A 23,697-nucleotide genomic window follows, 5' to 3' on the forward strand; every position below is an offset into this window, starting at 1 on the left:
GCGGAGCGAAGCGACCCAGGGCAGCGCGACATCGGTCAGCGTGGCGCTATCCTGGATTGCTCGCCCCGCCCGCGAGGACGGCCCGGCGGCCCCACCGGCCGTCCAGCCTCAGCAGGTCCCGGCGCCCCGCGTATTCACGTACAGCGCATAAACCGAGTGCGAGGCCGTCATCAGCAGCAGGTTGCGGTTGAGGCCGCCGAAGCACAGGTTGGCGCAGCGCTCGGGCAGGCGGATCCGGCCGATCAGCTTGGCCTGCGGCGAGAGCACGATGACCCCGTCCTCGGCCTCGCTCATCCCCCAGCCGCACCAGAGATTGCCGTCGACGTCGACGCGGAACCCGTCCGGCGTGCCGGTGCCGGCGTCGTAGAACACCCGCCCGTTCGCGGTCTTGGTGCCGTTCTCGACCACGTCGTAGACGCGGATCAGGCGGTTCGGCTTCGCCCGCGCCTCGATGACGTAGAGCTTGGACTCGTCCGGCGAGAAGCAGAGCCCGTTCGGACCCGCCACGCCCTCGACCGCGACGCTGGCCTGCCCCGTCCTGGGGTCGATCCGATAGACGGTGCCGGGCAGTTCCGGCGCGGCCATCGCCTCGTGCGGGTTCGGCCCGAAGGCCGGATCGGTGAACCACACGGCTCCGTCGGAATGGCAGACGACGTCGTTCGGCGAGTTCAGCGGCTTGCCGTCGAACCGGTCGAGCAGCGTGGTGAGGCTGCCGTCATGCTCGGTCCGGGTGACGCTGCGGGTCCTGTGCTGGCAGGTGATCAGCCGGCCCTGCCGGTCGCGGGTGTTGCCGTTGGCGTAGTTCGACGGCTTGCGGAACACCGAGAGCGCGCCCGACGCCTCCTCCCACTTCATGATCCGGTCGTTGACCACGTCGCTGAACAGCAGCGATCCCATGTCGCCGAACCAGACCGGCCCCTCGGCCCAGCGGAAGCCGGTGGCGACCCGCTCCACCGTCGCCGAGGCGAGGCGGTACTTGGCGAAGGCCGGATCGAGGATCTCGACGGCCGGGTCGGGCACCCGCTGCGACGGCTCCCAGCCGGCTCCGGCCGCCCGCGCGGCGCCGAGCAGGGCCGCTCCGGCGAGCAGCCCCCTGCGTGCGATCATGACCATGGTCCCTCCCTGTGGTGCGGCCCGCCGCCTGTTGCCGACGGCTCGGGCCGGTCAGTGAATCTCGGGTTCCGGGATCCCCCCGGCGCCCTCCAGAAAGTCGAAATCGCACCCCTCGTGCGCCTGCCGCACGTGCTGGGCGAACAGCCAGTTATAGCCGCGCGGATAGACCCGGTCCGGCGGCCGGAACGCCTTCACCCGCGCCGCGATCTCGGCGTCGTCGAGATGCAGGTGGATCCGCCGCCCGGGCACGTCCACGGTGATGAGGTCGCCGTCGCGCACCGCCGCGAGCGGGCCGCCCGCAGCGGATTCCGGCGCGACGTGCAGGATGCAGGCGCCGTAGCTGGTGCCGCTCATCCGCGCGTCCGAGATCCGGACCATGTCGCGCACGCCCTGCCGGAGCAGGACCTTGGGGATCGGCAGCATGCCCCATTCGGGCATGCCGGGGCCGCCGATCGGCCCGGCATTGCGCAGGATCATCACGTGGTCGGGGGTGACGTCGAGGTCGAGGTCGTTCACCGCGGCGTTCATCGCGTCGTAGCTGTCGAAGACCAGCGCGGGACCGGTATGGTTCAGAAAGCGCGGGTCGGCGGCCGGCGGCTTGATCACGCAGCCGTCCGGGGCGAGGTTGCCGTAGAGGATCGCGGTCCCGCCCATGGCGACGATCGGCCGGTCGAGGGGCCGGATCACGTCGTCGTTGAACACCTTCATGCCGGCGAGCCCGTCGCCGACCGTGCCGCCGGTGACCGAGCGGGCATCGAGGTGGAGCAGGGGGGACAGGCGCGCCATCAGGGCGCGGATGCCGCCCGCGATGTGGAAATCCTCCATCAGCCACTGACCCGACGGCCGGAGGTTGGCGATCACCGGCACCCTCTGGGCGAACTCGTCGAACTCGGTGAGCTTGACCGGGATGCCGGCCCGGCCTGCCATGGCCACGAGGTGGATCATCGCGTTGGTGGAGCCGGCGAGCGCGTTGTGGACCACCAGCGCGTTGTCGATCGAGCGGCGGTCGAGGATGTCGGACGGCTTCAGGTCCTCCCAGATCATCTCGACGATCCGCCGGCCGCAGGCGCCGGCCATCCGCGGATGATCCGCGTCCGCTGCCGGGATCGAGGCCGAGCCCGGCAGGGACAGACCCAGCGCCTCGGTGATCGCCGTCATGGTCGAGGCCGTGCCCATGGTCATGCAGGTCCCGGCGGAGCGGGCGATGCCCGCCTCCATGTCGTTCCACTGCTGGGTGGTGATGTTCCCGGCCTCCTTCTCGGCCCAGTACTTCCAGACATCCGAGCCGGAGCCCAAGATCGTGCCGCCGAAATGCCCGCGCATCATCGGTCCGGCCGGCAGGAAGATCATCGGCAGGTCCATGGAGATCCCGCCCATGACGGTGCCGGGCGTGGTCTTGTCGCAGCCGCCCATCAGCACCGCGCCGTCCACGGGATGCTGGCGCAGCAGCTCCTCCACCTCCATGGCCAGGAGGTTGCGGTAGAGCATCGTGGTCGGCTTGACGAAGTTCTCGGACAGCGACAGCGCCGGCAGCTCGATCGGGAAGCCGCCCGCCTGCCAGACGCCGCGCTTCACGTGCTCCACGCGCTCGCGGAAATGCTGGTGGCAGGGGTTGATGTCGCTCCAGGTGTTGATGATGCCGACGATCGGCTTGCCGGTGAAATCCGCCCGCTCGTAGCCCATCTGCAGCATGCGCGAGCGGTGGCCGAAGCTGCGCAGGTCGGTGGCGCCGAACCAGCGCTGGCTGCGCAGGTCGTCCAGGGTCTTCTTGCGCGCGGTCATCGCTCTGTCTCCGGTCTCACGCGTTCGGCCCGGCCGGGCGGACGGCGGCGAGCGTGATCGCCGCGGAGACGAGCGCGCAAGCCGCCAGGAAGTAGAGGCCGGCCTCGTAGGTGCCGGTGTGATCCTTGAGCCAGCCCAGGACGTAGGGGCCGACGAAGCCGCCGAGATTGCCGATCGCGTTGATCAGCGCGATCCCTCCCGCGGCCGCGGGCCCGGCCAGGAACTCCCCCGGCATCGCCCAGAAGGCGGGCTTGCTCCCGTAGAGCCCGAGCGTGGCCGCCGACATCGCCGTGAGCGCCCAGAGACTGCCCAGCACCGGTCCGGAGGCGAAGAGGCCGAGGGCGGCGACCAGGGCGGCGATCGCGAAGTGCCAGCGGCGCTCGTCGCGCCGGTCCGACGACCAGCTCCAGGCGATCATGCCCAGGGTGCCGACGCCGTAGGGCACCGCCGTGGCGACGCCCGTCTCCCAGTCGGTGAGGTGCAGGCTCTTCAGGATCGGCGGCAGGAAGAAGGTGATGCCGTAGGTGGCGGTGCCGATACTGAAGTAGATCGCCCCCAGCGCCAGCACGCGCCGGTCGGTGAGGACCTGCCCCAGGGTGAAGTGCCCGTGGGTCCTGACGGTGCCGTCCCGCTCCGCCGCGAGCTCCGCCTCCAGCCACAGCCGCTCCTCGACCGTGAGCCACGCCGCCTGTTCGGGCCGGTCGGTCATCAGCGCCAGGACCGCGAAGGCCAGCAGGATCGAGGGCGCCGCCTCGAGGAGGAACAGCCACTGCCAGCCGTGCAGGCCGAGCGCCCCGTCGAGCTGGAGCAGCGCCCCCGAGATCACGGCGGTGAGGGCGTTCGAGCCCGGGACCGCCAGGAACAGCGCGGCGACCACGCGCGCCCGGTACCGCTTCGGGAACCAGTAGGTGAAATAGAGGATCACGCCGGGGAAGAAGCCGGCCTCGGCCACGCCCAGCAGGAAGCGCAGGGCGAGGAAGCTCGCCGGGCCGGTGATGAGGGCCATGCTGCCCGCCACAAGCCCCCAGGTGACCATGATCCGGGCGATCCAGAACCGCGCCCCGGCGCGCTCCAGCAGGACGTTGCTCGGCACTTCGAAGATGACGTAGCCGAGGAAGAAGATGCCGGCCGCCCAGCCGTAGACCGTGGCGGAGAACCCGAATTCCCGGTCCAGCCCGAACGAGGCGAAGCCTACATTCGTCCGGTCCATGTAGGCGACGAAGTAGATCAGGACGATCAGCGGCAGAAGACGCCGCGACACCTTGGCGATCGTCCGCCGCTCGATCTCCGGCGCCGCATCGCCCCCGTGCAACCCCGCCGCCATGGCGTCCCCCCGAGCCGAATCCGACGCGTCCCGGCCCGTTGCCGAGCGCGGGCCGGGACGGAGCGGGCCGGTGCGGCACGCTCAGCGACCGGTCCGCGTCCGCCAGGCGGCGAAATCGGCGAGGCTCTGTTCGTCGGTGGCAGGGTAGAGGCCGAGGATTGTGCGGCCCTTGCGAATCTCCTCGGTGACGAAATCCTCGTAGGCGGTCATCTCCACGGCCTCGTCGGCGACCGCGTCCGCGAGGTGGGCCGGGATCACCGCCACCCCGTCGCCGTCGCCGACGATCACGTCGCCGGGGAAGACGGGCGCGTCGCCGCAGCCGATCGGCACGTTGATGTCGATCGCCTGGTGGACCGTGAGGTTCGTCGGCGCCGACGGGCGCGCGTGGTAGCTCGGCATCTCGAGCCGGGCGATCTCGTCGGCATCGCGGAAGCCGCCGTCGGTGACGAGCCCGGCGCAGCCGCGCACCATCAGCCGGGTCGCCAGGATCGAGCCCGCGGAGGCGGCACGGGCGTCCTTCCGGCTGTCGATCACCATCACGGCGCCGGGCGGGCACTCCTCCACGGCCTTGCGCTGCGGGTGCGCGCGGTCGCGGAACACCGTGATCGGGTTCAGGTCCTCCCGGGCCGGGATGTAGCGCAGGGTATAGGCCTCGCCGACCATCGTCGGGCCGCCGGCCTTCAGCGGCAGCACGCCCTGGATCATCTGGTTGCGGAAGCCGCGCTTGTAGAGGGCGGTCATCAGCGTCGCCGTGCTGACGGTCTTCAGCTTGGCGCGCGTCTCAGGGGACAACCCGGACATCCGCTTCTCCTCCCCGGGCCTCGGTCTCCACGCCCGGCAACGGTGACAATCACCCGTCGCTTGCGCCGGCCTTGGCTCCTGCCCGCGCTGCGCGCGGACTGATATCCCAAGTCTTGAGTAACGCGCCGCGCGGCGCCATTGTCAACCGGCGCAGGTTGCGACGGATACGGACACAGATCGACGGGGAAGTTCTTGGCCGGATTGGAATTTGCGGGCCGCGGGCGCGCGACGCCGGCGGACGCGCCGAGGCCGCGCTCGCTCGCCGAGACCGCCTACGACGCCATCGAGCAGATGATCATCAGCCGCCGCCTCGCGCCCGGCGCCATGGTCTCAGAGGGCGAACTCGGCGCCGAGCTGGGCCTCGGCCGGACCCCGGTCCGCGAGGCGCTGGCGCGGCTGAAGACGATCGGGTTCGTGGAGGTCCACCCGCGCCGCGGCGTCCTCGTCACCCAGGTCGACATCATCAAGCACCTCGAACTGCTGGAGGTGCGGCGCCCCCTCGACGAGACCGTGGCCCGCTGCGCCATCGCGCGCGCCACCGAGGCCGACGTGGCGCGGCTGCTGGACTGCGTCGGCGGGCTGCGCAGCACCGCCGAGGCCCGTGATCGAGAAGCGTATTTCCGGCACAAGCGCGCCCTGCACGAGGGCCTGGTCGGCGCCGCCCACAACCCGACGCTCACCGGCACCATGGCGGCGCTCCACGCGCAGTCGCGCCGGTTCTGGTACACCTACGAGCCGACGGCGAGCTTCCCGGACTGCGCCGCGATCCACGCGGCGATCGTGTCGGGCATCGCGGCGCGGGACGCGGGTACGGCCCTTGCCGGGATCGGGACGCTGTTCGACTTTCTCGACCAGATGACCCGCCGGGCCCTCGACCGGCGGCCCCTCGTCTGACAGGTTGACCGCCCCGAACCCGTCCCTATCCTGAAACTGGGATATCAGACGCATCTCAGCGGCGGGCGGATCTACGGCCGATCCCGGCACCACGCCCCGGATGCGGCCCGAGCGCCAGGGAGGAACGGCTTGAGCGGATTGCCCCCACGCACCGGCGCGCAGGTGCTCGTCGATCAGCTCCGAGCGCAGGGTGTCGAGCGCGTGACCTGCGTCCCCGGCGAGAGCTACCTCGCGGTGCTCGACGCCCTGCGCGACAGCGGTATCGACGTGCTGGTCTGCCGGCAGGAGGGCGGCGCGGCGATCATGGCGGAGGCCGCCGGCAAGCTCACGGGCCGCCCGGGCATCTGCTTCGTCACCCGGGGGCCCGGCGCCACCAACGCCTCCGCCGGCGTGCACATCGCCCGCCAGGATTCGACGCCGATGATCCTGTTCGTCGGCCAGATCGCCCGGCGGATGCGGGATCGCGAGGCGTTCCAGGAGGTCGATTACCGGCAGATGTTCGGCGGCGTCGCCAAGTGGGCGGTGGAGATCGACGACGCCGCGCGCGTCCCGGAGATCCTCGCCCGGGCCTTCCGGGTCGCGATGCAGGGCCGCCCGGGCCCCGTCGTGGTCGCCCTGCCGGAGGACATGCTCGACGACGTCGCGGCCGTGCCGGACGCGCCGCGCGTCGTTCCGGCCGCGCCGGCCCCGTCCGGGGATGACGTCGCGCGCCTGCGGGCGATGCTGGCGGAGGCGCGGCGGCCGGTGGTGCTGCTGGGCGGATCCCGCTGGACGCCGGGCGCCGTCGCCGCCATGGCCGCCTGGGCCGAGCGCCACGACCTGCCGGTGGCGGTCTCGTTCCGGCGGGCTCAGCTCTTCCCCGCCGACCACCCGAACTTCGCGGGCGAGCTCGGGATCGGGCCGAATCCGGCGCTGCTCGCCCGGATCCGGGAGGCCGACCTGCTGCTGATGGTGGGCGGCCGCCTCTCCGAGATGCCCGCGCAATCCTACGGCCTGCTCGGCATCCCCGATCCCGGCCTGCCGCTGGTCCACGTCCACGCCGACGCGGCGGAGCTCGGCCGGGTCTACCAGCCGGCGCTGGCGATCGAGGCGGCGCCCGAGACCTTCTGCGCGGTCCTGCCGGATTTCGAGGCCACCGGGACCGGCCGCGCCGCCGAGGCCCACGCCGCCTACCGCGCGTGGTCCGAGACGCCGGAGCCGAAGCCCGGCGCGTTCCAGTACGGCGCGGCGATCACGTGGCTGCGCGAGCGGCTGCCGCCGGACGCGGTGATCTGCAACGGCGCCGGCAACTTCGCCACCTGGGTCCACCGCTACTACCGGTTCCGCGCCTTCGGCACGCAGCTCGCGCCGACCTCCGGCTCCATGGGCTACGGGCTGCCGGCCGCCGTGATGGCCAAGCGCAGCCGCCCGGAGCGGATCGTCGTGGCGCTGGCCGGCGACGGCGACGTGATGATGACCGTGCAGGAATTCGCCACCGCCGTGCAGTACGGGATCGCCGTCGTGGTGGTCGTGCTCGACAACGGCATGTACGGCACGATCCGGATGCACCAGGAGCGCGAGTATCCCGGCCGCGTCTCGGCGACGGAGCTGCGCAACCCCGACTTCGCGGCCCTCGCCCGCGCCTGCGGCGGCCACGGCGAGCGCGTGGAGCGCACCGAGGAGTTCGCCCCCGCCTTCGAGCGCGGCCTCGCCTCCGGGCTGCCGGCGATGATCCACTGCCTCGTCGATCCCGAGGCGCTCACCCCGACCATGACCCTCGCGGCTATCCGCGAGAAGGCCCTGGCGGCGCAGCGGGGCTGACCGCCCGCACGCGCCGTCCCGGTGCGGCCCCGCCCGCACACCCTATCGAGAGGAGCAGCTCATGACCCTGCGCGGCGAGAACCTGATCGGCGCCGAGGCGCGGCGCGGCACCGAGGCGGCCTTCCGGGCCGTGGAGGCGGCCACCGGACGGGCCCTGGAGCCGGATTTCCCGGGCGCGGACCGGAGCGACCTCGACCGGGCCTGCGCGCTCGCCGAGGCCGCGTTCGACACCTTCCGCGAGACCGATCCGGAGGCGCGGGCCGGCTTCCTGGAGGCGATCGCCGCGAACATCCTGGACATCGGGGACGACCTCGTCACCCGCTGCATGGCCGAGACGGGGCTGCCCCGGCCGCGGATCGAGGGCGAGCGCGCCCGGACGGTCGGCCAGCTGCGCCTGTTCGCCGGCGTCGTCCGCGAGGGCAGCTACGTCGAGGCGCGGATCGACCCGGCGCTGCCGGACCGCAAGCCGCTGCCCCGGCCGGACCTGCGCCTGCGCCGGATCGCCGTCGGCCCGGTGGCGGTGTTCGGCGCCTCGAACTTCCCGCTGGCCTTCTCGGTGGCGGGCGGCGACACCGCCTCGGCCCTGGCGGCGGGCTGCCCGGTGGTGGTCAAGGCCCATCCCGCCCATCCCGGCACCTCGGAGCTCGTCGGCCGCGCCATCCAGAAGGCGGTGGCCGCCTGCGGCCTGCCGGAGGGGACCTTCTCGCTGCTGTTCGATGCCGGCCAGTCGATCGGGCAGGGGCTGGTGGCCGATCCCCGGATCGCCGCCGTCGGCTTCACGGGCTCGCGCCGGGGCGGCACCGCCCTGATGGCGATCGCGGCCGGCCGCCCGTCGCCGATCCCGGTCTACGCCGAGATGAGCAGCATCAACCCGGTGCTGCTGTTCCCCGGCGCGCTCGCCGCGCGCGGCGCGGCGATCGGCAAGGCCTTCGCGGCCTCGCTGACGCTGGGCGCCGGGCAGTTCTGCACCAATCCCGGCCTGATCCTGGCGCTGCCGGGCCCGGGCCTCGACGCCTTCCTGGAGGCTGCCGGCGCGGCCCTGCGCGAGAGCCCGGCCGCGACCATGCTGACGCCCGGCATCCAGCGCGCCTACCGCGAGGCCGTGGCGCGGGTGGCCGGCCACGCCGCCGTCACCCGCATCGCCGAGGGTGCGGAGGGCGGGGCGACCCAGGGCCGGGCCACCCTGTTCGCCGCGGACTCGGACGTGTTCCTGGCGGATCCCGAGCTGCAGGAGGAGATGTTCGGCGCCTCGGGGCTCGTGGTGCGCTGCGCGGACTTCGCCGCGATGCGGGCGGTTCTGGAGCGTCTGGAGGGCCAGCTCACCGCCTCGCTGCACCTCGCGCCGGAGGATCACGCGGCCGCGCGCGACCTGCTGCCGCTCCTGGAGCGCCGCGTCGGCCGGATCCTGGTGGACGGGTTCGGGACCGGCGTCGAGGTGGCGCACGCCATGGTGCATGGCGGCCCCTATCCGGCGACCTCGGACGGGCGCACGACCTCGGTGGGCAGTCTCGCGATCGACCGATTCCTGCGGCCGGTGAGCTATCAGGACGTTCCCGACGCGCTGCTGCCGGCCGCGCTCCAGGCCGCCAACCCGCTGGGCCTGCCCCGCCGGATCGACGGCACGCCCGAGCGCCGCTGAGCCGCGGCTGGCGGGCGCCGGACGGCCGCGATCCGCCGCTTGCCAGGGGCGGGCGCGGCGTCTAGACAGCCTCCGCTCACCTTGGGGCGTCGCCAAGTGGTAAGGCAGCGGTTTTTGGTACCGCCATTCCCAGGTTCGAATCCTGGCGCCCCAGCCAAATTTCCCAAGGAAAACAGGACGTTCGGGACCGGGATTGAGCGGGCGGCCGGGTCGCGCGTGGCGTTTGCCCGCGGCGCGGAAATCCGCTCTGGCCCGAACGCCCTCCGGCGCCGGCGCTCTCAGGCGAGGAGCCTGCGCGCCGACACCGACACCGCGCCGGGGCTTCGCCGCACGAGGGTGATGGCCGCGGTCATCATGGGCTTTCCGAGACCGACATGAGCGACGTGCCCGATCAGAAGCGGACGAAGATCGCCGAGAGCGTGCTGGTTCGTCTCAGCACGTTCGCGCTGGGCGCCGGCCTCTGCGATGGCATCGCCCGGAGCATCGTCGAGAAGGTGGTTGCCGACATGCCGGAAGCCTCCGTCGAGCAGATCGCGGCGGCGGCGCGGATGATGATGCTGTTCGTGTCGGGCTGAGCGCGGTACATGGCCCGGACCGCCCCGCTGGCACATCCGGTGAAAGGATGAGCGCGTGATCCTGCCGCCCCTCCGCCGGACCGCGGCCGATGCCCAGACGGTGGCCACCGTCGTCCACCGAGGCCAAGTCGACAAAGCCGGCAGGCCGTACATCGAGCATCTGGCGCGGGTCGTTGCCGGCGTGCTCAGGCTGTCGGAAGGGTGCCCGTCCTGGTCCGATCTGGAGCGGGACGAGGCGGTGCAAGCCGCATGGCTGCACGATGTGGTCGAGGATACCAGCTACGGGTTCGGCCACTTGGCCAAAGAGGGCTTCAGCGACAACGTGCTGACCTCGGTCGCCATGCTCACGAAGCCCGGTGGGCGCTTCACCTACGCGGCCTGGATCAACAACATCGCGAAGGTGGGCACCCTTCGGGCCACGCTCGTGAAGCTCGCCGACCTGGAGGACAATTCGGATCCCGGGCGTCTGGCGCTCCTCGCCGCGGAGACTCGGGAGCAGCTCATCCTCAAGTACGAACCGGCCAAGGCCAGCCTGCGCACAGCGGCCGCGGCGAAGGGCTGGCTCGGTTCGCTGACGACGGTCGAGGGCGACAGGCCGCGTTAGCCCGGCGCCCTCCGAAGGCACCGCCGCCGGGAGCGGCACGGCACCGTCGGGCGGCCCGGTCGGGACGGGATCAGCCGCCGCGTCGATCCGCGTGCCCGGACCGCGCGATGCGGTCCGCCACGGGACATCCTGAAGAACCGGACATTTTCCGGAAGATCAACCGATCTTCTCTGCAGACCGAGAGCGTGCGTGAGCGCACGCGTTTCACAATCCCCGCCGCAGACCGCCGCGCGCGCGCGGATGAAGACCCGATGATGGGACCGTTAATACAGGGGGCCTCGATTTTGGGAGGCAGCACGTGGGCCGCACGTATCCGAACACTCGCAGAGGGCGAGCCTTGCTGTTCAGCCGGCGAGCCGAGCCGGCCATTCGGACGTCGGATCTGGTCGGCGCCACGGCCGGGGTCGCGCTCCTCGGCGGCCTGTGCTTGCTGCTCGTGGCCCTGTTCACGAGCGAGGCGCAGGGCTTCACGGATCTCGCGTCGATCCTCCCCGGATCTTAGGTCCATCGCCGGCCCTGCCGGAGACCGGCCACGCGCCTGCATCCGCGTCGGCCGGCGGCGTCTCTCCCTCCGGCGCGGGCCGGCCCGCGACCCGCGGGGCGGGGCACGCAGCGGCCGCGCCGCCGGTCGCGGGCACCACCGGACACATGCGCATGTGGCGCGGCCTCCGACGGCGCCCGGTCGCGGCAGCGGTGAAGCCGCGGGTGCCGGGTCCCGGCCGATCGTCCCGCCCCGACCCGCCTCGGCCCGCGACCGCGCGCCGGATCCCTGCACGATGGCCGCGATTGGAGACGCGGGCGGCGCCGGCCGCCCGACCATCGCGGCGCGGCGGCCGTGGTCTCGCAACGCCCGGATGGGACGCGGCGATCGCTGACGGCGATCCGCACAGCTGTTCGGCCGGAAGAGGGTTGAATCGCGTTCGCCAGTCGAGAAGGCTCGCTCCGCCCGACCCGCATCGCCCCTCGGAGGTGAAGACCCTGTGCCGCACGCGACCGAACTGATCGCCGTCATCGCCCTCGGGCTGACCCTCGCCTTCATCTGCGGGATGGTCGCGCAGCGCCTCAGGCTGCCGCCTCTGGTCGGCTACCTGGTCGCGGGCGTCCTCGTCGGCCCCTACACGCCGGGCTTCGTGGGCGACAGCAACCTCACGGGCCAGCTCGCGGAGATCGGCGTCATCCTGCTGATGTTCGGGGTCGGGCTGCACTTCTCCTTCAAGGACCTGATGGCCGTGCGCGCCATCGCCCTGCCCGGCGCGGTGGTGCAGATCACGGCGGCGACCGCCATGGGCATCGGCCTGGCCCTCGCCTGGGGCTGGACCCTCGGCCAGGGCCTGGTCTTCGGCCTCGCCCTCTCTGTCGCGAGCACGGTCGTCCTGCTCCGCGCGCTGGAGGAGCGCGGCCTCCTCGACACGGATAACGGCCGCATCGCGGTGGGCTGGCTCATCGTCGAGGATCTGGCGATGGTGCTGACCCTCGTGGTCCTGCCCGCCCTCGCGCCTTCGCTCGGCGGCGAGGCCCGCGGCCTCGGGCACGGCACGGCCCACGCGCTCACGGACCTCGTGGCCCAGCTCGTCGGACCCGACCGCGCGCAGAGCCTCGCGCTGACCGTCGCTCTGACGCTCGCCAAGGTCGCCGTCTTCGCGGCGCTGATGCTGGTCGGCGGACGCCGCTTCGTGCCCTGGCTGCTCGATCAGGCGGCGCGCACCGGCTCGCGGGAGCTGTTCACCCTGGCGGTCCTGGCCCTGGCCCTGGGCATCGCCTTCGGCTCGGCGGAGCTGTTCGGAGTCTCCTTCGCGCTCGGGGCGTTCTTCGCCGGGATGGTGCTCGCCGAGTCCGATCTCAGCCACAAGGCGGCCGCCGACTCGCTGCCGCTGCAGGACGCCTTCGCGGTCCTGTTCTTCGTCTCCGTCGGCATGCTGTTCGATCCGGGCATCCTCGTGCGCGCGCCGCTCTCGGTCCTGGCGGTGCTCGGCGTGATCATGGTGGGCAAGTCCCTGGCGGCGGTCGCCATCGTGCTGGCCTTCCGGCACCCGCTGGGCACGGCCCTGACGATCGCCGCGAGCCTCGCCCAGATCGGCGAGTTCTCCTTCATCCTGGTGTCGCTCGGGCTGTCGCTGAAGCTCCTGCCGGAGGAAGGGCGGAACCTGATCCTGGGCGGAGCCCTGCTGTCGATCACGCTCAACCCGCTCTTCTTCGCCCTGGCGGCCCGGATCGAGCAGGCCTTCGCCGACCGGCCCGAGCTCGCCGCCCGCTTCGAGCGCGAGGGCGTGGTCGACGTCGCCGTCTCGGGCGGGGAGCCGCCGCGCCGGGACCACGTCGTGATCGTCGGCTTCGGACGCGTCGGCAGCAGCATCGGCGCGACGCTGGAGACCTGGGACCTGCCCTACGTCGTGGTGGAGCGCGACCGGCGCCGCGTGCTGGCCCTGCGCGCGGCGGGCACGCAGGCCGTGTTCGGCGACGCGACGGCGCCCGGCATCCTCGAAGCGGCCGGCATCGGCACGGCGCGCCTGCTCGTCGTCGCCACGCCCGACGCGCACCAGGCCCGCCGGCTCGTCGAGGCCGCGCGCGCGGCCAATCCGGGGATCGACACCGTGGTCCGCACGCACAGCGAGGCGGAGCGACGCCATCTCGAGGAGGACGGCGTCGGCCTCGTGCTGATGGGCGAGCGGGAGCTCGCCCTCGGCATGTCCTTCTACGCGCTGCGCAGTCTCGGCGTGCGGGAGGGCGAGGCCCGCGTCTTCATCGACACGGCCCGCGCGGAGAGCCGGAGCGACGCGGAGCGGACGGTCGGGCCGGTGAGGGGAAGCCCCGAGTTGCGCCACCAGCACGACCGCGACGGGGCGGACCTGTCCTGACGCGGGAGCACGAGGGCGGCCCGGTCTTGACCGGCCCCGGCCGGAGCGCGGGGAGCCGCCGTCAGAGGTAGCTCAGGGCCGGCCAGGTCGAGGCCCGCTTCAGGCGCACCATGGCGCGGCACGCCAACCAGAGGGGAACGCTCACGGCGGCCGCGATGAGCCAGAGCGCGAGGGGCGAGCCGGCCTCCACCCGTCCCGACGCTCCGGCGAGGCCCAGCGCCGCGGCACCGTCGTAGAGGAAGCGCAGCAGCGCGAGGTGCAGCAGGTAGAAGAACAGCGGCGCGCCGCCGAAGACGCGCAGGCCGCCGAGGAGCCGCTGCGGCAGCGTCTCGAACAGCGCCAGCAGGCCGAGGCCGAGCCCGAGCGTCAGCAGCAGGAAATCGGCCGAGGGCGGGTACTTGGTCAGGTTGACGAAGGACAGGGCGGTGGCGAGCGGCGTGGCCCCCGGCTGCCACGGCACCGGTTCGCCATAGCCGTTGAGCACGCGCAGGGCGAGGAAACCGACCAGGGCGGCCGCCCCCAGCCCGAGGAGCCGCGCGCGCCGGCGCGCGGGATCGACCCCGCCGGCGAAGAGCGGCCCGAGGGCGTAGCCCGCCGCGATCACGCCGATCCAGGGCAGGAGCGGGTACGAGGTCCGCGCCAGGCCGCCCCAGGGCAGCGCGATCATCCCGCGCTGATGCAGGATCGACCAGAGCACGTAGCCCGGCTCGTCCGCCCGGATCGCGATCCCGTCGAGCAGGTTGTGGCCGAGCATCAGCGCCAGGGCCCCGGCCACGAGGGCGAGCCGCGGCAGCCAGAGGAGCCCGGCCAGCGCCACCATGCAGAGGCCGATCACCCAGATCACCTGCAGGTAGAGGATCGACGGTCGGACGCTGCCGGCCCAGGCGAAGCTGACGAGCGTCACCTCCAGCAGGATCAGGAGCAGCCCGCGCTTGAGCAGGAAGGCGGCGGTCGACCGCCGGCCGTGCTTCTGCCCGTAGAGGCAGGCCGAGAGGCCGGTGAGCAGGACGAAGACCGGCGCGCAGAGGTGCGAGGCCGCCCGCGTCAGGAACAGGTCGGGCGGCGTCGCGGCGAGGTCCATCGGGTCGCGGACCTGCGCGTGCAGGTAGAAGAACTCCCGCACGTGGTCGACGAGCATCAGCAGCATGACCAGCCCGCGCAGGGCGTCGATGGAGCCGATGCGCCGGGATGCCGCCGGGCCGCCGGTCGCGGCGGCGGGCGCCACGGAACGAGAGACCATCAGGAGCGCGCCGTCGTGCGGAGTGCGCCCCGCAGGCGCGCGCCGATGCCGGCTCGGACGCCGCCGGCGATCGCGCGGGACGCCGACGCCCCCCGACCGGCGCGGTCCCGGCGGCGGCCGGCACCGGCAACGATCTGGAAGCGGAGGGCCGGCGGATCGGTGATCAGGACGTTCTCCTGCGCGAAGGGGCGAGGCGCGTCGGTCACGCCGCCGCGGATGCGACGGTCGAGCGCGATGCCGGTCTCGTAGCCGAACCCGGCCTCGGGGCGAAGGGTCGACTGGCCCCGTCGATGCCGGTGTCGGGCCGGAATGAGGCCACCGCCTCGTCGCGCCCGGGCACGGTCAGCCGGCCCGGATCACCGCGCCGGCCGCCCGCTCGCGTACCGGACCGGCGGCCGGCCGACGTGCCGGGCGAAGGCGACGCTGAACGTGCTCGCCGAACTGTAGCCCACCCGCTCGGCCACCTCGGCCATCCCGATCGCCTCGCGGCTCAGCAGATCCTTCGCCAGCGCCATCCGCCACGCCAGCAGGTACGCCATCGGCGCGACCCCGACCGCGCGGCGGAACCGCTCGAAGAACGTGGACCGGGAGAGCCCCGCTTCCCGCGCGAGCGCGGCCACCGTCCAGCTCTCCGTCGGCCGGTCGTGCATGAGCCGCAGCGCGGCGGCGAGCCGGTCGTCGGCGAGGCCGCGCACCAATCCCGAGGGCGCCGCCGGCCCGGCTGTGGCGCGCAGCGCCTCGATCAGCACGACCTCCAGCAGGCGGGCGAGGACCACGTCGCGGCCCGGCCGGTCGGCGCGCGTCTCCTCGTTCACGAGGCCGAGCAGGGTGGTCAGCCGGGCCGCGCCGCGGACATGCACGTACCGGGGCAGCAGCGACACGAGCAGGTCCGCGTCGCTCGACGCGAAGACGCAGTGCCCCACGAGCATCCGGACGTTCGGCGGCCCCTCGGCGGCGCCGAGCCGGAACACGCCGGGGGCCACCTCGACGGGAGGCGGCGCGGCGCGGCGCGGCGGGTCGAGGCTCGTGGTGGTGAACGCGTGGGCCGCGGGGATGAGGACGAAGTCGCCCTCTCGGAGCACGATCCCGGCCTCGCCGTCGATCGCGAGACGGCACCCGCCCTCGAGCACGGCGGCGTAGAACGGCCGACCGGAATCCGCGCGCCGCACCGCCCAGAGGCCGGATCCGGTGACGAGCTTGGACAGCGGGGCACTCGGCCGGAGGAGGCCGACCACCTGGGTGAGCGGATCGGGCATTCTCGGACGCTCGCCAATGCGAACCGGACTTGCGCACGTATCGGGTCCGGCCCGCGCTCCCTATCACCCCGTTGCCCCATCTGCACGGGAATTCCCATGAACACGATCCTGATCACCGGCTGCTCGTCCGGCTTCGGCCTGGAGACGGCCCGCACCTTCCTCGCGCGTGGCTGGCGCGTGGTCGCCTCGATGCGCAGGCCGCGGGGCGATCTGCTGCCGCCGTCCGATCGTCTCAGCCTCCTGCCGCTGGACGTGACCGACCGCGACAGCGTCGCCCGCGCGGTCGCGGCCGCCGGACCGGTCGACGTGCTGGTCAACAACGCGGGCGTCGGGCTCCTGAACGCGCTGGAGGGCGTCTCGATGGACGCCGCGCGGGAGGTGTTCGAGACGAACACCCTCGGCACGATCGCGATGACCCGGGCCGTACTGCCGCAGTTCCGGGAGCGCCGTGCGGGCGTCGTCGTCAACGTGACGTCGAGCGTGACGCAGCGCCCGCTGCATCTGCTGTCGGTCTACACGGCGAGCAAGGCGGCGGTGAACGCCTTTACCGAGTCCCTGGCGCTGGAACTCGAACCGTTCGGCGTGCGCGCGCGGCTGGTCATCCCCGGCCGCGCCCCGGAGACCGCGTTCGGCGCCAACGCGCGCGCCCGCATGGGCATGGACATCCCCGAGGCCTACGCGGCGGTGGCCGCGCAGGTCTTCGCCGGCTTCCAGCAGGCGGACGAGGACCTGACCCGGCCCGCGGACGTGGCGGAGGCGGTGTGGCGCGCGGCGACGGACCCGTCATGCCCCACGCGCCTGCCGGCCGGTGCCGACGCGGTGGCGTGGGCCAGGGCGGGCTGAGGGCGGGCTGAGGACGGAGTGCGCGCGGAGTGCGGGCGGCGGCGAACCGCGCCGGCCCCGGACCGGAGGTCCGGGATCCCGACGCGGAAGCCCGGGCTCAGGACGGATCCGCGGACGCGCCGGCCGTCCGGCCCAGGCCCAGGGCCTGATGCAGGATGCGGCTGAGCTGCTCGGCCGAGTACGGCTTGTGCAGCAACGTGAAGTCGTGGGCGTCCGACTGCGCGAGCACGTGGCTGTAGCCCGATGTCAGCACCACGGGCACCTGCGGCGCGCGCCTCCGCAGCTCCTGCGCGAGCGCGACGCCGCCCATGCCGGGCATCACCACGTCCGAGAAGATCAGGTCGAACCGGTTCCCCGCCCGGCCGAGTTCGTCCAGCGCCTCCTCGGCGTTGGCCGCCCAGGTCGGCTGGTAGCCCAGATCCTCCAGGATCTGCGTCGCGAACTGCCCGACGCCGACATTGTCCTCCACGACCAGGACGCGCTGCCCGCTCCCGAGCGGCGCGCGGTCCGCATCCTGCAGGCGGTCACCGGCCGGACGCTCCTGCGACCGCACCTCCGGCAGGTAGAGGGTGAAGGCGGTGCCGGCACCGAGGGTGCTGCGCACGTCGACGTCGCCGCCCGACTGCTTGGCGAAGCCGAACACCTGGGACAGGCCGAGGCCGGTCCCCTTGCCCACCTCCTTGGTGGTGAAGAACGGCTCGAAGATCCGCCCGATCTGCTCGGGCGGGATGCCCGTGCCGGTGTCGATCAGCGACACCGCCGCGAAGGGCTTCTGGGACCCGGCATGGCCGCGGATGGCCGGCAGGGCCGCGCCGCAAGTCACGCGCAGGATCAGCGTCCCTTCTCCATCCATCGCGTCGCGGGCGTTGACCGCCATGTTGACGAGCGCGGTCTCGAACTGGCTCACATCCGCGCGGATCAGGCAGGTCGTCTCCGGCACCTCGGTCACGACCTGCACCCGCGCGCCCGTCAGCGTGTCGAGCATGTCGGCGATCGCCCGCACCCTCTGGCCGACGTCGAACACCTCGGGCTTGAGGGCCTGACGGCGCGCGAAGGCCAGCAGCTGGCCCGTGAGCTTCGCGGCCCGCTCGACGGTCTCTGAGACCGCGTCGAGGTAGCGGCGCTTGCGGACCTCCGGCAGATCGGGCCGGCGCAGGAAGTCGACGGACGAGCGGATGATGGTCAGCAGGTTGTTGAAGTCGTGCGCGACGCCGCCGGTGAGCTGGCCGACCGCCTCCAGCTTCTGGGACTGGCGCAGCGCTTCCTGCGCCTGGGCCAGCTCGGCCTGGCCGCGCAGGCGCTCGGTGACATCCACGACGAACTGGTAGCAGCCCGCGCGCGCGCCCCGCGCGTCGCGCAGGGTGCGGAAGCTGATCTCGTAGTGGGGACGCGCCCGCCCGGCGTCGCCGAACGCCTCGACCAGGGTGATCTCCTCGCCGGCGAGCCCGCGTCCCCAGACCGCCCGCACCTGCGCCTGGTGCTCCGGCTGATCGGCCAGCAGGTCGAGCATGTTGTCGCCCACCTTCGGCCTCACGCCGTAGATGCGCGCGAACTCGTCGGCATTCGCCTTGTTGATCGCCAGGATGTTGTAGTCGAGATCGGCCGCCATCACCATGATGTCGGTCCTCTCGACGATCGTGGCGAAGAGATTGCGCTCCGCGGTGCGCTCGGAGACCTGCAGCTCCAGGGTCTCGTTCAGGTGCTGGAGGCGGCGCTCGCTCTCGGCCAAGCGCTGCTCGGCCTCCTTGCGCCGGCTGAGATCGGCCGTAACGATCAGCAGGCTCTTGAGCCTGCCGTCCGCGTCGTCGAGGCGCCGGATGCTGCTGCTCGCCCAGATCGCGCTGCCGTCCGGGCGGCGATACCGCTTGTCGAGGGCGACGCTGCGGTCGGTCTCGAGGGCCCGCGCCATCGCGGCCGCGCTCGGCGACCGGTCCGCGGGATCGGTCACGTCGCCGATGCCGAGCCGCAGCAGCGCCTCGGCCGGCCGGTCGAGGATGCGGCACAACTCGGTGTTGACCCGCAGGAAGCGCCCCGCGGCATCCACCTCCGACAGGCCGACGGAGGCGCCGGCGAAGATCGCCGCCAGGTGCTCCTCGCTCTTGCGCAGGGCCGCCTCGGCGCGGGCGCGCTCGATCGCCGCCTTCACGCGCTCGCCGACGTCGCGGATCAGGTTACCCTCGGCGGTGGTCCAGGCGCGCGGGACCGCGCTCTGCACCGCCAGCAGGCTGACCCACTCCGCGCCGCGGAACAGCACGACGTCGACGAAGGCCGCGACCTCGCGCGACCCGAGGCCGGCGCGCGCCGCGTCGCTGAACCGGAGATCGGCGGCCACGTCCTCGACCGCGACGACGTTCCCGTCGCGGTAGGCGGCCAGCAGGTCAGGGCCGAACGCGGCCAGGGAATGCTCCCCCACGATCGAGCCGACGCCCCGGGCGTATTCGCGCTCGACCTTCATCAGGCTGCCGCAGATCTCGGCGTAGAAGACGCGGCTGGCACCGAGGCGCTCGCCGAGGCGCCGCGAGGCCACCTCGACGATCTCCGCCGACACGGTCAGCGGGCGGAGCGTGTCGCTGAGATCGAGCAGGAAGGATTGCCGCTCCTCGTTGTCCCGAAGCGACGCCTCCGTCTCGCGCGGACGGCGCGCGGCGGGCTCCTGGCCGGCGAGCGCCGTGCAGGCCCCGTAGAGGCCGGCGACGTGCCCCGCCGTGTCCCGGACGGGCACCAGGGAGAGGGCGAAGCGCGCCGCGCCGGCCCCGTCGCCCCCGTCGTGGGGGACGTGCTCGCCATCCGCCGTGTGGACCGGGCGGCCGGAATAGGCCCTGTCCACGAGGGGGGCGAGACCGGCCCCGATCGCGCCCCAGACCTCGAGGTAGTCCCGGCCGAGGGCCGCGGGATGCCGCTCGCCGAGGATCTGCGCGTAGAGATCGTTGTACAGGAGCCGCCGCTCCGGACCCCAGACGATGAACATCGGCTGGTTCGCGCCGAACATGACCGCGACGAGGGTCTTCAGGGATTCGGCCCAGGCGAGCGGCGCGCCGAGGGGCGTACTGTCCCAATCGTGCGCGCTCAGGAGCACGCCCATCGCGCCGCCGTCGGCCAGGAAGGCCGGGCCGCGGATCGGGGCGTCAGATCTGCCGTGCATGACGTCCTGGCGCGGCTTCGAAGGGCATCGGGGAATCCTGGGGCGACGGGGTCGAATGCCGGTCTCGCCCGCTCCCTCGGGCGGCCGGCCGCGTTGCGGCGCGGGCCGGCGGATCATCGCACGCGGAGGTTACCGCGAAGGTCGACCCGGTCCGTTCGGTCGTCGGGGCGGCATCGCGCATCTGGTCGCCCGGCATGCCAGAGCGGTCCCACGAGACGCCGAGCTTGTCAAAGCCGGGGCCGCGATCGCGATCCCCGCCTCGCAGAATCCTGATACAGCCGGGGACCGGACAAGCCGGGCCGCGCGTCGTCCAGGTCCCTCAGGAGACGGCGGCCGGGCCGCGCGCCGGGCGGGCGGAGGCGAGCTGGCCCTGCAGGGTCAGCGCCAGGGCGTTCGAGCGCCACGGCCGCCGGACGATGTCGGCGATGGGAACCGCCGCGAGCACCTCCGGCTGCACCGCGTCGGTCGCCGACAGCGAGAGCACGATCGGCCGCACGGAGATCGCCGCGGCCCGGTGCGCGAAGGCGAGGCCCGAGGAATCGGCGAGACGGTTCTCGACGATCAGCAGATCGAACCGCTGCGGATCCCGCCGGAGGACGGCCAGGGCCGCCTCGGGATCCGCGTAGCCGACCGGCTCGTAGCCCAGGGCGGCCAACGTCTCCTCGTCGTCCTGGACCGACCCGGGCGTGCGCCCGACCAGCATCACGGTCCCGCCGGCCGCCGCCCCGCCCTCGACCTGCGGGATCACGGGCAGCCACACCGCGAAGGCGCTGCCCCGGCCCGGTGCGCTGCGCACGTCGAAGGCGCCGTCGTGCTCCTGAACGAACTCGTAGGCCGTGGCGAGCCCCAGGCCGGTCCCGGCCGGACGGGTGGTGAAGAACGGCTCGAAGATCCGCGCCAGCGTGGCCTCGTCCATGCCGCGGCCGGTGTCGGACACGCGGATCCGCACGTAGTTGCCCGGCCGCAGGGTACCGTGGGTCAGGGCGCCGGGACCCGGCAGAGCGACGCGGTCGAGCCGCACGTCGACGGCCGCGCCCGGCTCGGAGGCCTGGACGGCGTTGCGGATGAGGTTGTGGACCACCTGCTGCAATTGCGCCGGCTCGCCGCCGACGCGGGCGCCCTCCGCGGTGCCCGAGAGCTCGATCGTGGCCGGGCCGGCCGTGGAGGCGCGGATCTGCGCCACGGTCTCGTGGACCACCGCGTCGGCCGCGCTGGTACACTGCGCGGAACGCCCGCGGCGGCCGAAATCGAGGATCTGGCCGGCGATCTCGCGCGCGCGGCCGCCGGCCTGGACCAGCAGCCCGACATGCTCGGCCGCCCGACCGGGATGGGCCGGCAGGGCGTCCCCGGCGATCTCGGCATGGCCCAGCATGACGTTGAGGACGTTGTTGATGTTGTGGGCGACGCCGCTCGCGAAGGTGCCGATGGCCTCGAGCCGCTGCGCGCGGCGCAGGGCCGCCTCGATCTCCCGGCGCTCGGCCCAGACGTGCTGCCGCTCCAGGGCGGCCGCGAAGCTGTCGGCGACGACCTGCAGCAGGCCGCGCGAGTGCCGCAGCCACGGCGGCAGGCCGGAGGTGGTGCGCTCGAAGCAGAGCAGGCCGACGATGCGCTCGCCCCGGCGCAGCCGCGCGCAGGCCCACGAGACGACGCCGCGCGCGGCCAGGGACCGGCGCAGGGCCGGCGGCCCGGTCTCGTCCGCCACCTCGACGAAGATGAGATCGCTGGCGGCGGCCGCCACGTCGTGCACGAGAGCCTGCTGGGCCACCGGCCAGCCGCTCGGCGGCGCGAGGCCGGGCCGGTTCCAGAGGTAAACCGCGCCGGTGCCGTCGAGCATGAGGACATAGCCATGATCCGTGTCGAGCCCCTCGCCCACGATGGCGAGGACGTCCACGATGCGCGTGGCGGTCTCGTCGGGCTGGCTCGCCAGGAACCGGTTCGCCGCCCGCGCCACGACGGTCTGGAAGGCCACGGTCCGGCGCAGGATCCGGGTCCCGGCCCGCATCAGCAGGCCCACGCGGACCACGAGGGCGAGGAGCGCGAGGGCGACGGCGTAGAGCGCGAGGCGGAACCCGTCCGCCCGGGCCTGGCGCCGGTCGCGGAGGCCGCGGCGGGCGTCCAGGAGCGCCTCGCGGGCCGCCTCGCTCGACGAGGCCGGCAGCGAGCGCGTGACCGCGTCGACGTGCGGCAGCAGTTCCAGGAGCTGCCGCCCGTGCAGGACGATGGCGTCGACGTCGCCGGCCCGGGCGGCCGCCCCGTCGGCGGCGTGCAGCGTCTCGAGGCGGCTCCGGATGTCGGCGAGACGCGCCGGCGTCGAGTCGCGCACGAGTTCCGAGACCCGGATCTGGAGCGCGGCGACCGCGCGCGCGAGCCCGGGGGCGATGTCGGACTCGGACAGACGGTCGCTGAGCGAGTCGAAGTAGGCGATCGAGTTCTGCACCAGGGCGTTGCCGGTCTTGAACCGCTCGACCATCTCGGCCTCCCGGTCCACCGCCTCGGCCAGCACCCGGACATCGGCATCCCCGGCATTGCTCGCCTGCAGGTCGGCCACGGCCTTGTGCATCTCGCGCAGGTGCGCGACGATCGGATCGTAGTTGCGCAGCAGGCCGGTCCGGGCCCGCAGCACATCGTGCTGCATGCGCGACTCGGCCAGCGCCAGGGCGTCGACGGTCCGCTGGGTCGCCACGTAGGCGGCCTCCATCCCGCCGCTGCCGTTGATCAGCAGCCATGTCAGCAGCGCCGCGAGCAGCGCGCCGAGCGTGACGGCCTGCAGGGTCAGTCTCATAGCTGCGGCTTGCCGTCCGGGCGCGCGCCGTCCTGCAACCCCGCGCCGGGCGCCGGCGGCGCGGTCAGGGGCCGGCCCTCGTAGGTGCCGGTCAGGGTCCCCAGGAAGGCGACGATCCCGTCGACCTGCGCCGGGGTGAGTTCCCGGCCGAGCTGCGCCCGCGCCATGAGCCGGACCGCCTCGGGGAGCGTGGCGACGCCGCCATCGTCGAAGTAGGGCGCGGTGACCGCGACGTTGCGCAGGCTCGGCACCCGCAGCACCTCGGCGACCTTGTTGGGGATCGTGACGAAGATCCCGACCTTCTCGAACAGGTTGCCGCCGACATTGACGCCCTGGTGGCACGCCGCGCAGCCGATCCGTCGGAACAGGTCGTAGCCCGCCCGCTCCGGGCCGGTGATGGCGCGGGCGTCGCCGCGCAGCCAGCGGTCGAAGCGGCTGTCCGGGGTGAGGAGGGTGCGCTCGAAGCTGTTGATCGCGTCGATCACCGCCTCCCGGTCGGCCACGCGGCCGTAGGCGGCCTGGAACATCGGGGCGAGCACCGGGTCGTCGCGGACCGTGTCGAGGATCCGCGGCCAGGAGCCGCCCAGGAATTCGGGCCGCGTCAGGGCGAGCTCGGCCTGCTCGCGCAGGCTCGGGATGTCGCCGGCCCAGCCCAGCCGGAAGCTGAGCGCCGCGTTGAAGGCCGTCGGCGTGTTGCGCGGAACCGGCGTGCCGTCGGCGGTCAGGTTCCGGGGCACCGCGCTCGCGCCGCTGGTGCGGATGTCGTGACAGGTGATGCAGGCCCGGTCGCCTCCGCGCGACAGCCGCGTGTCGGTGAAGAGCAGCCGGCCGATGGCGGCCCGGTCCGGGTCCGCCCCCAGGGTGCCCGGCACCGGCGTGATCACCCCCAGGGCATCCGCGGCCTCGGCGGAGAGTTCGGCGTCGGCCGGCCCCTCGTGCGGCCCCTCGTGCGGCCTCTCGTGGGCGGCCGCCGCGAGGATCGCCAGCGCGCTGGCGAGGAGCGAGGCGACCGCGACGCGGCCGCGGCCGGGACGGAACCGGGCCACG

General features: G+C 73.3%; 17 protein-coding genes and 1 tRNA gene. 9 read left to right on the forward strand and 9 right to left on the reverse strand.

The window, feature by feature from the left end; translation table 11 throughout:
- Positions 1–108: 108 nt before the first annotated feature.
- From ME121_RS12665 to ME121_RS12680, 4 genes are all read right to left on the reverse strand, one after another.
- Entirely contained in the window at positions 109–1,113 is a 1,005-nt protein-coding gene (locus ME121_RS12665; protein ID WP_089231347.1) for an SMP-30/gluconolactonase/LRE family protein, read from the reverse strand.
- 51 nt (positions 1,114–1,164) lie between these two features.
- Positions 1,165–2,895, reverse strand: coding sequence for an L-arabinonate dehydratase (gene araD / locus ME121_RS12670; RefSeq protein ID WP_029359483.1), 1,731 nt, complete (start codon positions 2,893–2,895; stop codon positions 1,165–1,167).
- A 16-nt stretch (positions 2,896–2,911) separates the two neighbouring features.
- Positions 2,912–4,219 (reverse strand): MFS transporter, encoded by a 1,308-nt coding sequence (locus tag ME121_RS12675; protein ID WP_012319095.1) that lies wholly within the window; start codon positions 4,217–4,219, stop codon positions 2,912–2,914.
- A gap of 81 nt (positions 4,220–4,300) precedes the next feature.
- Complete coding sequence (locus ME121_RS12680) at positions 4,301–5,020, reverse strand: ribonuclease activity regulator RraA (RefSeq protein WP_059408930.1); 720 nt, start codon at positions 5,018–5,020, stop codon at positions 4,301–4,303.
- A gap of 192 nt (positions 5,021–5,212) precedes the next feature.
- Here ME121_RS12680 and ME121_RS12685 point away from each other — a divergent pair, with 192 nt between their 5' ends.
- The 8 genes from ME121_RS12685 to ME121_RS12720 all read left to right on the forward strand — a co-directional run bounded on the left by ME121_RS12685 (position 5,213) and on the right by ME121_RS12720 (position 13,387).
- The gene (locus tag ME121_RS12685; protein ID WP_043073671.1) at positions 5,213–5,914 is read left to right on the forward strand and encodes a GntR family transcriptional regulator; all 702 of its coding nucleotides are present in this window, start codon (positions 5,213–5,215) and stop codon (positions 5,912–5,914) included.
- 129 nt (positions 5,915–6,043) lie between these two features.
- Positions 6,044–7,714, forward strand: a complete 1,671-nt coding sequence (locus tag ME121_RS12690; RefSeq protein WP_059408931.1) for a thiamine pyrophosphate-binding protein — start codon at positions 6,044–6,046, stop codon at positions 7,712–7,714.
- Positions 7,715–7,775: 61 nt separating this feature from the next.
- Positions 7,776–9,353: an aldehyde dehydrogenase (NADP(+)) gene (locus ME121_RS12695; protein ID WP_059408932.1), complete on the forward strand. Its 1,578-nt coding sequence runs from the start codon at positions 7,776–7,778 to the stop codon at positions 9,351–9,353.
- An 82-nt stretch (positions 9,354–9,435) separates the two neighbouring features.
- Positions 9,436–9,510: transfer RNA gene (locus ME121_RS12700), tRNA-Gln, on the forward strand.
- A 217-nt stretch (positions 9,511–9,727) separates the two neighbouring features.
- Complete coding sequence (locus ME121_RS12705; protein WP_059408933.1) at positions 9,728–9,928, forward strand: hypothetical protein; 201 nt, start codon at positions 9,728–9,730, stop codon at positions 9,926–9,928.
- A 55-nt stretch (positions 9,929–9,983) separates the two neighbouring features.
- A complete protein-coding gene (locus tag ME121_RS12710) occupies positions 9,984–10,532 on the forward strand; it encodes an HD domain-containing protein (protein WP_059408934.1) in 549 nt (182 codons plus the stop codon).
- 337 nt (positions 10,533–10,869) lie between these two features.
- A complete protein-coding gene (locus ME121_RS12715; protein WP_164891279.1) occupies positions 10,870–11,034 on the forward strand; it encodes a hypothetical protein in 165 nt (54 codons plus the stop codon).
- A gap of 478 nt (positions 11,035–11,512) precedes the next feature.
- Positions 11,513–13,387: a cation:proton antiporter domain-containing protein gene (locus ME121_RS12720; protein WP_059408935.1), complete on the forward strand. Its 1,875-nt coding sequence runs from the start codon at positions 11,513–11,515 to the stop codon at positions 13,385–13,387.
- A gap of 61 nt (positions 13,388–13,448) precedes the next feature.
- Here the strand turns inward: ME121_RS12720 and ME121_RS12725 are convergent, their stop codons facing one another.
- A complete protein-coding gene (locus ME121_RS12725; RefSeq protein WP_012319086.1) occupies positions 13,449–14,627 on the reverse strand; it encodes an acetyltransferase domain-containing protein in 1,179 nt (392 codons plus the stop codon).
- A gap of 356 nt (positions 14,628–14,983) precedes the next feature.
- Positions 14,984–15,883: an AraC family transcriptional regulator gene (locus ME121_RS12735; RefSeq protein WP_024830204.1), complete on the reverse strand. Its 900-nt coding sequence runs from the start codon at positions 15,881–15,883 to the stop codon at positions 14,984–14,986.
- A gap of 96 nt (positions 15,884–15,979) precedes the next feature.
- Between ME121_RS12735 and ME121_RS12740 the strand changes: the two genes are divergently transcribed.
- The gene (locus tag ME121_RS12740) at positions 15,980–16,726 is read left to right on the forward strand and encodes an SDR family oxidoreductase (protein WP_059408937.1); all 747 of its coding nucleotides are present in this window, start codon (positions 15,980–15,982) and stop codon (positions 16,724–16,726) included.
- Between the two features lie 97 nt (positions 16,727–16,823).
- Here the strand turns inward: ME121_RS12740 and ME121_RS12745 are convergent, their stop codons facing one another.
- The 3 genes from ME121_RS12745 to ME121_RS12755 form a co-directional block, all read right to left on the reverse strand.
- Positions 16,824–19,868: a PAS domain-containing protein gene (locus ME121_RS12745; protein WP_059408938.1), complete on the reverse strand. Its 3,045-nt coding sequence runs from the start codon at positions 19,866–19,868 to the stop codon at positions 16,824–16,826.
- Between the two features lie 319 nt (positions 19,869–20,187).
- A complete protein-coding gene (locus tag ME121_RS12750; protein ID WP_059408939.1) occupies positions 20,188–22,650 on the reverse strand; it encodes a two-component system VirA-like sensor kinase in 2,463 nt (820 codons plus the stop codon).
- Positions 22,647–23,696, reverse strand: a complete 1,050-nt coding sequence (locus ME121_RS12755; protein WP_059408940.1) for a cytochrome-c peroxidase — start codon at positions 23,694–23,696, stop codon at positions 22,647–22,649. Before ME121_RS12755 ends, ME121_RS12750 begins: the two co-directional genes overlap by 4 nt.
- Position 23,697: the final 1 nt, after the last annotated feature.

This window comes from Methylobacterium sp. ME121 (genome assembly GCF_000974725.1).
GTDB lineage: Bacteria > Pseudomonadota > Alphaproteobacteria > Rhizobiales > Beijerinckiaceae > Methylobacterium > Methylobacterium radiotolerans.

Bases quoted from the DNA above. Each gene is read 5' to 3' on its own strand.
- ME121_RS12665 (WP_089231347.1), bottom strand. From the start codon at position 1,113: ATGGTCATGATCGCACGCAGGGGGCTGCTCGCCGGAGCGGCCCTGCTC.
- araD (WP_029359483.1), bottom strand. From the start codon at position 2,895: ATGACCGCGCGCAAGAAGACCCTGGACGACCTGCGCAGCCAGCGCTGG.
- ME121_RS12675 (WP_012319095.1), bottom strand. From the start codon at position 4,219: ATGGCGGCGGGGTTGCACGGGGGCGATGCGGCGCCGGAGATCGAGCGG.
- ME121_RS12680 (WP_059408930.1), bottom strand. From the start codon at position 5,020: ATGTCCGGGTTGTCCCCTGAGACGCGCGCCAAGCTGAAGACCGTCAGC.
- ME121_RS12695 (WP_059408932.1), top strand. From the start codon at position 7,776: ATGACCCTGCGCGGCGAGAACCTGATCGGCGCCGAGGCGCGGCGCGGC.
- ME121_RS12705 (WP_059408933.1), top strand. From the start codon at position 9,728: ATGAGCGACGTGCCCGATCAGAAGCGGACGAAGATCGCCGAGAGCGTG.
- ME121_RS12725 (WP_012319086.1), bottom strand. From the start codon at position 14,627: ATGGTCTCTCGTTCCGTGGCGCCCGCCGCCGCGACCGGCGGCCCGGCG.
- ME121_RS12735 (WP_024830204.1), bottom strand. From the start codon at position 15,883: ATGCCCGATCCGCTCACCCAGGTGGTCGGCCTCCTCCGGCCGAGTGCC.
- ME121_RS12740 (WP_059408937.1), top strand. From the start codon at position 15,980: ATGAACACGATCCTGATCACCGGCTGCTCGTCCGGCTTCGGCCTGGAG.
- ME121_RS12745 (WP_059408938.1), bottom strand. From the start codon at position 19,868: ATGCACGGCAGATCTGACGCCCCGATCCGCGGCCCGGCCTTCCTGGCC.
- ME121_RS12750 (WP_059408939.1), bottom strand. From the start codon at position 22,650: ATGAGACTGACCCTGCAGGCCGTCACGCTCGGCGCGCTGCTCGCGGCG.